Source organism: Nitrosomonas sp. JL21, from assembly GCF_009833095.1.
Classification (GTDB): Bacteria; Pseudomonadota; Gammaproteobacteria; order Burkholderiales; family Nitrosomonadaceae; genus Nitrosomonas.
In genome coordinates this window covers 21,340-29,032 of record NZ_QRCB01000025.1, presented here as the reverse complement: position 1 = coordinate 29,032, position 7,693 = coordinate 21,340, and the positions used below count along the sequence as shown (strand labels likewise).

Here is a 7,693-nt window from a genome sequence, read left to right as displayed (position 1 = left end):
ATTTTGTATAACCCTATAACCCTATAACCCTATAACCCTATAACCCTATAACCCTATAACCCTATAACCCTATAACCCTATTAGATTATATACATATAGAAGTATAAAGATATACATATATAAATGTATACACTTATATATGTATATTTGTATGGAAGTATAATGATATAGAATATAGAATTTTGTTCTTCCTGAACGACCTGATCCGCCGAACAAAGTGCGCGAGCTGGCCATCCATCGAAATTACATTATGTTTTATCGTTTTCTGGAGGAAATCAGTGCTTTGGAAATTTTGCGAGTGAAACACACGGCGCAGCAAATGCCGTGACGTGATGAAGGTGAACCAGCAATTTGACTAGTAGTAGTTGAGATTTGTTTAATCGATATTTTCAAAGTTTATAATTTATGGGTTCTTTTTTTGCTGATAGCATCGATTTTCTTGAGGTTTACTTTCTCGTTGTCGTATTGAATAGAAACCGTTTTTCCGGCAAGTGGGGACTTTTCAAATAGCTCCAGTTTGTGTGTGATGTAATCCTGATTAACTTGCTGATAAACTAGCCCCTTTTCTTTATCTACAAAAAGAAGTAATCCCTCATAGACACCCTTTTCGGTGTCAGCAGGATTGGAAACGAAGAGGTTATAAATACCCGGTTTGATACCTTCTTCGATTGGCTTTATCAAACCGGTGGTTTTCCAGCCGTTTTCAGTTAAATTCTGAAGCGCCCGGTGGCCATTCATGACTATCAGTCGTTGTTTCATTTGTCTAGATTGAGATAGACTTCGTGGATGATCTTTTCCAGGTCAAATTCTTTCTTATTGACGCCAAAAAAGAAAGCGGTCAGATTAAAAGCTCCGCGACCAGCCCCGTCAAATTCCCCCCCTTTTAACGAGTTCAAAATTGCATGAAATAAGTCTTTGCATTTCTGACCAGCAGTATAGTACTTTTGAAGTGCATCAATGATCGTTGTCTTTTGTGCATTGGATAGCTTTAACATAATATCCTGGGGTTGATGTGAGCGTTTTTTTAGCCGTACATAAATATAAGTGAGCAATTCATCGGCATCCAGTTTGCGCTTTTTTGATTTATTCTTATCACTGTTTTCGGTAAAGTCAGATGGGGCGTGAGGGGCCTGGCGAGTCAACGCAGTCATAATGCCTTTTTCATCATTCCTGGATTCGAGAAATTTCCTGAATTGTTGTATCTTAGTTCTCGTAACGTCTTCTGGTTTGCTGTAGTTCAACCAGTCAGTTAACTCCAGCGGATACTTCTTAAAAGTTTTATTTAAATTGTATATGGCTGTGATATCGGTTAACGTCCCGGAATTAAACAGCTCGGCGATAGGATCGGGTAAATCCATTGCGGCAGCATGTAATGACACATAGGACGGAGATTTGCCGATCAATTTGCTAATTTGCTCATGAGTTTTACCTGACGCAATCTCGCGCCCAATGTAATCTACAATTTCGCGCGATGTTAGATTATCTCGTTGCAGGTTTTCAACGACCTGATCGGCCAAACTGTAATCGGTATCGATATAGGCAGGAATTGAGGTAAGTCCCGCACTTTTGCTGGCGCGATAGCGTCTTGCGCCATGATTGATGATATAAGTACCCGACTTATCGGGGTTGGGACGCACGGATATGGGCGTTTTGACTCCACGCGTTTTTATAGTTTCGGTTAATTCTGCGAGAGAATCCGGATCAAATATCTTTCTAGGCTGGGTTGGATCTTCAACAATCAAATCCAGTGGAATTTGACTAGCACCCAATACATCCGGTGCTTTTTTAGGGTCACCTACAGTACTCTTACTTACCATTGCATTAATGATTACCTTGTGTTGAGGTATGTCCGGTTAATTTTACAAAGCTTAACGTGCAATATATCACTGCGATAATTCCATCAACCGTAAGAAAAATAGTAATATTTATTGCAGGAATAATCTCATTTCAGTAAGAATAAAAGAATCCATTAAATATTACTTAAGTTTTTCAGAGTATTTCCAAAGATTAATCTTTGTGGATTCAATTCCCTTCCTTACAGCGGAGTTTTTTATTCATCCTCGATTGTTTAAGAACGATAGTACGTGACGATCTAACTTTAGTTTGCTTTTACTTATCATTTGATCATTGAATCGTATACATTTACTTCAATTGATTATTATAACCTTTCTACAATAATATGTATTAGGAATAAACCAAAACTCAAACACTTAGCGGTTAAACACACGAGGATCGAGCTATGTACAATTTAATTCTGACCACAAATATTCTCAGAGTTATGCGTGAGAAAAAAATAAGCAAGGCGGATTTGTCTGAAAAAGCAGGAGTATCCATCTCATTTCTCAATGATTTGACTCATGACAATGCCAATCCATCGCTTAGAATAATTGAGGCTATTGCCAAAGCTTTGGAAACCCCTTTGCCCCTGTTATTTGATAGTTCGGATATGAGTCCAGCTGAGCGCGCTTTGTTGGGAGAGGGTGATTCAGAGCATCTCGCTAAAGGCTTTGTTTGGAAAGGGGCCGTATTGACTGAATTTCAAGCGTATCAAGTGGCGCAATGGGATCGAGAAAACCGTGAAATCATCAAAAAAACTGCCAAGAAATTAAAATAAGTTAATAAAAAATATATTGCAAGTTTTAAAGTATTGTTATATTGTTTTAGAGAATATTGTGTCTATGCTATATAACAATGTCAGATCAGATATCTACCATTACAACTGTAAAGGACCGTGCCAAACTCAAGCTTGAGCGCGATGCATGCCAAATCGTTTTGGCATTGCAAGATCCTGAAACAGTTGAAATCATGGTCAATGCCGATGGGCGTATCTGGCAAGAAAAGCTCGGTCAGAAAATACAACATATTGGAAACATTCAGGCTGCCCAGGCTGAAGCGGTCATCAAAACGGTCGCAGGCTTTCACGGTAAGGAAATCAGTCGATTCAATCCCATCATTGAAGGTGAGTTTCCCGTCGATAACTCACGCTTTGCCGGCCAATTGCCCCCCGTTGTCACATCCCCGACCTTTGCCATCCGCAAAAAAGCCATCAAGATCTTTACGTTGGAGCAGTATGTTAAAACTGGCGCGTTGTCGCCTAAACATAGTGAGGTCATAAAAGATGCCGTGCGCAAGCACCGCAACATCCTCGTCATTGGCGGTACCGGGTCGGGTAAGACCACATTGATCAATGCGATCATTCACGAGATGGTTATGAATGATCCGGATGAGCGTATCTTTATTCTGGAAGATACCGGCGAGATCCAATGCGCTGCAGAAAACTTCGTGCAGTATCACACCACACTCGATGTCAACATGACGCAATTGCTCAAGACCACCTTGCGCATGCGCCCCGACCGGATCCTGGTAGGGGAGGTCAGAGGCCCTGAAGCCCTTGATCTGCTCGATGCCTGGAACACAGGCCACGAAGGCGGGGCAGCCACTCTTCACGCCAATGACGCATTATCAGGACTTACCCGTCTGGAATCGCTCATTTCTCGTAACCCCTCAGCTCCCAAAGAAATCATGCCACTAATCGCAGAGGCGGTTGATATGGTCGTGCATATTGCGCGCGTGCCTTCTGGCAGGAAGATTCAGCAGATTATTGAAGTACAAGGTTTTAAGAGAGGAAATTATCAGATCAAGAAGTTGTAAATAATCAGAGGAGTCGGTCTCATGAAGTTGAGTATTCAAAATCTTGCGTCACTGGGTTGTTTCTATTCAATTGCTGTTGTAACTATCTTTTTGTTGTCGACGGATCAAGCTCAAGCCGCAGTCGGTGCGGGTGGATCACTTCCCTATGAAACCTGGCTCGTGAATCTCAGGAATTCCGTGACCGGCCCGGTTGCCTTCACGCTATCGATTGTCGGCATTGTGGTTGCCGGTGGCATTTTGATCTTTGGGGGTGAGTTGAACGCTTTTTTCCGAACACTCATTTTTATCGTGCTCGTAATGGCATTGCTGGTCGGTGCCAACAATGTCATGTCCAACCTTTTCCAAGGTGCTGTGATTCCGGGCGACTCACCAGAGTTTGTCGAGACGTCAGAGTAAGTTACTCAAGTTGTTCTTCTAAACTAGCTTGACAGGAGGCTGATATGGCGCTTCGAACCGTACCCATCCGCCAATCGGGTAATCGTCCCAATTTGTTCATGGGTGGCGATCGTGAACTGGTGATGTTTTCCATTCTGATTGCAGCCACATCGATCTTTGTGGCGATGGAACTGAAGGCCACATTTTTTGGGATGAGCTTGTGGTTCTTTGCATTGTTCACGCTGCGATTGATGGCGAAGAACGATCCGCAGTTACGCCATGTGTATTTGCGCCAGATTCAGTATAAAAAATACTATCCCGCAAGAAGTACGCCCTTCTATACCAATACCCGCTTGCAGGAGAAACAGCATCTATGATTGCCGCGATTTCCATTCTCATTGCGATCTGTGGGGCGATCCTACTACTTATTCTGTTTATCCGCATTAGAGATGCGGATAAAGAACAGAAACTGGATCGGCACCGATCGAGAGCGATGGGCTTTGCCGATCTGTTGGTGTACGCGGCCGTGGTGGAAGAGGGCGTCATCGTCGGCAAAAATGGCTCACTGATGGCGGCGTGGATCTTTCGGGGCGAAGATACTGCGAGCAGCACCGATGCTGAGCGCGAGCACGTGTCGCATCGTATCAATCAGGCGCTATCCCGATTGGGCAATGGCTGGATGATTCATGTCGATGCGGTGCGCAAACCCGCGCAAGGTTATTCTGACAATGCAGTTTCCAATTACCCCGATCCGGTGACGGCTGCCATCGATGCCGAGCGGCGCAATGTTTTTGAAAAGATTGGCACGCTCTATGAGAGTTATTTTATCGTGACGCTCACCTATTTGCCGCCGGTGCTGGCGCAGCGCAAGTTTGTTGAGCTGATGTTTGAGGATGACAGCGAGGCTCTCGATCAAAAAGCCAGAACTCAAGGATTGTTGGAATATTTTAAGCGCGAATGCATCAATTTTGAATCACGATTATCTACTGTCTTCAAACTATCGCGCCTCCAAAGCAAAAAACATGTGAATGAGGATGGTACAACTACCACGCATGATGATTTTTTGCAGTGGTTGCAACTGTGCATCACCGGTCTTGATCATCCGATGGTGCTGCCGACCAATCCGATGTACCTGGATACGATTTTGGGTGGTCAGGAAATGTGGGGTGGCGTTGTCCCTAAGATTGGGCGCAATTTTGTGCAAGTGGTTTCGATTGAAGGGTTTCCGCTCGAATCATCCCCGGGCATGCTAAATCTCCTGTCTGAATTACCCGGCGTCTATCGCTGGTCATCGCGATTCATCTTCATGGACACGCATGAAGCTGTATCTCATCTGGATAGATACCGGCGCCGTTGGAAGCAGAAGGTGCGCGGTTTTTTTGATCAGGTCTTTAACCTGCAAAGCAGCCATATCGATGAAGACGCGCTCAATATGACTGAAGATGCCCAGTCGGCTATTGCTGAAACCAATAGCGGGATGGTAAGCCAAGGCTACTATACCAGTACAGTGATCTTGATGATGGAAGACCGGGACGCATTGGAAGAAGCCGGGCGTAAAGTTGAAAAAGCCATCAATCATTTAGGCTTTGCGGCACGGGTGGAAACCATCAACACAATGGATGCTTACTTAGGTAGCCTGCCCGGCCATGGTGTAGAAAACGTGCGCCGTCCGCTCATCAACACCTTGAATCTGGCCGATTTGCTGCCCGTCAATACCATTTGGACAGGTAAACCTACCGCGCCTTGTCCGATGTATCCACCGAATTCACCACCATTGATGCATTGTGTAACGCAAGGAGCAACCCCGTTCCGGTTGAATCTGCATGTACGCGACCTGGGGCATACGTTCATGTTTGGCCCAACCGGGGCGGGTAAGTCAACCCATCTCGCACTCATTGCTGCGCAATTGCGTCGCTACCCTGGTATGTCGATTTATTGCTTCGATAAGGGGCTATCAATGTTTCCCCTGACGCGAGCTGTCGGGGGTCAGCATTTCACCGTGGCAAGCGATGATGAAGCGCTGTCCTTTTGCCCGCTGCAATTCTTGGAAACAAAGAGCGATCGCGCCTGGGCGATGGAATGGATTTGTTTGATGGTGGAACTCAATGGCATCACCGTCACACCGTTGCAGCGCAACGAAATCAGCCAGGCGATTGCCAATATGCATCACAGCGGCTCTAAAACGTTATCGGACTTTATCGTGACGATCCAGGATGAGGCGATACGCGAGTGCCTTCGGCAATACACGATCGATGGCATGATGGGGCATTTGCTTGATGCGGAAGCCGATGGATTGAATCTGTCCACGTTTACGACCTTCGAGATCGAGGAACTCATGAATCTCGGCGATAAATATGCGCTGCCCACGCTCCTGTATCTGTTCCGGCGCATCGAGCGCGCACTTCACGGTCAGCCTGCCGCGATCATACTCGATGAAGCCTGGTTGATGCTGGGTCATCCCGTTTTCCGCGCCAAAATCCGCGAATGGCTCAAAGTCATGCGCAAAAACAATTGCCTGGTATTGATGGCCACCCAAAGTTTATCGGATGCCGCAAATAGCGGCATTCTCGATGTGATCGTCGAATCCACCGCCACAAAAATATTCCTGCCCAACGTATTTGCCAGAGATGAGGAAGCATCCGCCTTGTATCGACGTATGGGCTTGAATAACCGACAGATCGAGATTCTGGCATCCGCCGTACCTAAACGAGAGTATTACACCGTGTCCGAGAACGGCAGGCGGCTCTATGACTTAGCACTTGGGCCCTTGGCGCTGGCATTTGTCGGGTCGACGGATAAGGAATCGATTGCAACCATTAAAGCTTTGCATCAGAAGTATGGCGAGGATTGGGTGCATCAATGGTTAGCAATCAAGGGATTAACATTATCTGACTATGGAGTGGCTGCATGAGCGTGATCAGTGATTTCTTTAAGTTAAGAAGTGCAACGAATGATGAGGTTATGCAGGGTGGCCGGCGACAAGGCGAGAATGAGAACCCCTATCTATCGGCCCGGCGCACCTGGAATGACCACATGCGCGGGGTACAGTCCTCGCGCACGATGTGGCAGTTATTGGCACTGCTTTGTTTACTGATTGCGCTAGCTAGTGTGGGTGGCGTCATTGCGATTGGCAGTCAATCCAAATTTATTCCCTATGTGGTACAGGTCAATAAACTCGGTGAAGCCGTGGCTGTTGCGCGTGCCGATATTGCAGGCGAGACGGATCCGCGGGTGGTGCATGCATCCCTTGCCTCATTCATCAACGATTTGCGCATGGTAACCCCGGATGTGGCGTTGCAGCGCAAAGCTATATTTAGAGCCTACGCCATGCTGTCCAATAATGACCCCGCCACCGCCAAAGCCAATCAGTGGTTCAATGGCAGTGAATTAAGCAGTCCTTTCAAGCGCGCTGAAACACAAACAGTCAATGTCGAAATCATCTCGGTCATTCCACAATCTCCTGAGACCTGGCAGGTGGATTGGCTGGAAAAAGTCTATGACCGGCAGGGGCATTTGGCTGAGCAGCCGTTCAAGATGCGGGCTTTGCTCAGGATTTACAACAAGCCGAGTACCCCAAGCACCACGGAAGAGCAAATCAGAAATAATCCGCTGGGTATTTATATTCAGGATTTCTCCTGGTCGAAACAAACCTAAAGAGGCCGTTTAT

At 46.1% G+C, this 7,693-nt stretch carries 8 protein-coding genes; 6 read left to right on the top strand and 2 right to left on the bottom strand.

What is annotated here, in order from left to right:
* Positions 1-396 precede the first annotated feature (396 nt).
* Positions 397-759, bottom strand: a complete 363-nt coding sequence (locus ABF87_RS09020; RefSeq protein ID WP_160828797.1) for a KfrB domain-containing protein — start codon at positions 757-759, stop codon at positions 397-399.
* Entirely contained in the window at positions 756-1,817 is a 1,062-nt protein-coding gene (locus tag ABF87_RS09015) for a ParB/RepB/Spo0J family partition protein (protein WP_160828796.1), read from the bottom strand. The genes ABF87_RS09020 and ABF87_RS09015 overlap by 4 nt, the downstream gene beginning before the upstream one ends.
* A 422-nt stretch (positions 1,818-2,239) precedes the next feature.
* On the opposite strand from ABF87_RS09015, the gene ABF87_RS09010 reads away from it, so the two are divergent.
* The 6 genes from ABF87_RS09010 to ABF87_RS08985 all read left to right on the top strand — a co-directional run bounded on the left by ABF87_RS09010 (position 2,240) and on the right by ABF87_RS08985 (position 7,680).
* Positions 2,240-2,614, top strand: coding sequence for a helix-turn-helix domain-containing protein (locus ABF87_RS09010; protein WP_160828795.1), 375 nt, complete (start codon positions 2,240-2,242; stop codon positions 2,612-2,614).
* Positions 2,615-2,691: 77 nt separating this feature from the next.
* Positions 2,692-3,651, top strand: coding sequence for a P-type conjugative transfer ATPase TrbB (gene trbB / locus ABF87_RS09005; protein ID WP_160828794.1), 960 nt, complete (start codon positions 2,692-2,694; stop codon positions 3,649-3,651).
* Positions 3,652-3,672: 21 nt separating this feature from the next.
* Positions 3,673-4,047: a TrbC/VirB2 family protein gene (locus ABF87_RS09000; RefSeq protein WP_160828793.1), complete on the top strand. Its 375-nt coding sequence runs from the start codon at positions 3,673-3,675 to the stop codon at positions 4,045-4,047.
* A 44-nt stretch (positions 4,048-4,091) separates the two neighbouring features.
* Complete coding sequence (locus tag ABF87_RS08995; protein ID WP_160828792.1) at positions 4,092-4,403, top strand: conjugal transfer protein TrbD; 312 nt, start codon at positions 4,092-4,094, stop codon at positions 4,401-4,403.
* A complete protein-coding gene (locus ABF87_RS08990) occupies positions 4,400-6,937 on the top strand; it encodes a VirB4 family type IV secretion/conjugal transfer ATPase (protein WP_160828791.1) in 2,538 nt (845 codons plus the stop codon). The genes ABF87_RS08995 and ABF87_RS08990 overlap by 4 nt, the downstream gene beginning before the upstream one ends.
* Positions 6,934-7,680, top strand: a complete 747-nt coding sequence (locus ABF87_RS08985) for a VirB8/TrbF family protein (protein WP_160828790.1) — start codon at positions 6,934-6,936, stop codon at positions 7,678-7,680. The genes ABF87_RS08990 and ABF87_RS08985 overlap by 4 nt, the downstream gene beginning before the upstream one ends.
* The last annotated feature ends 13 nt before the right edge of the window (positions 7,681-7,693 follow it).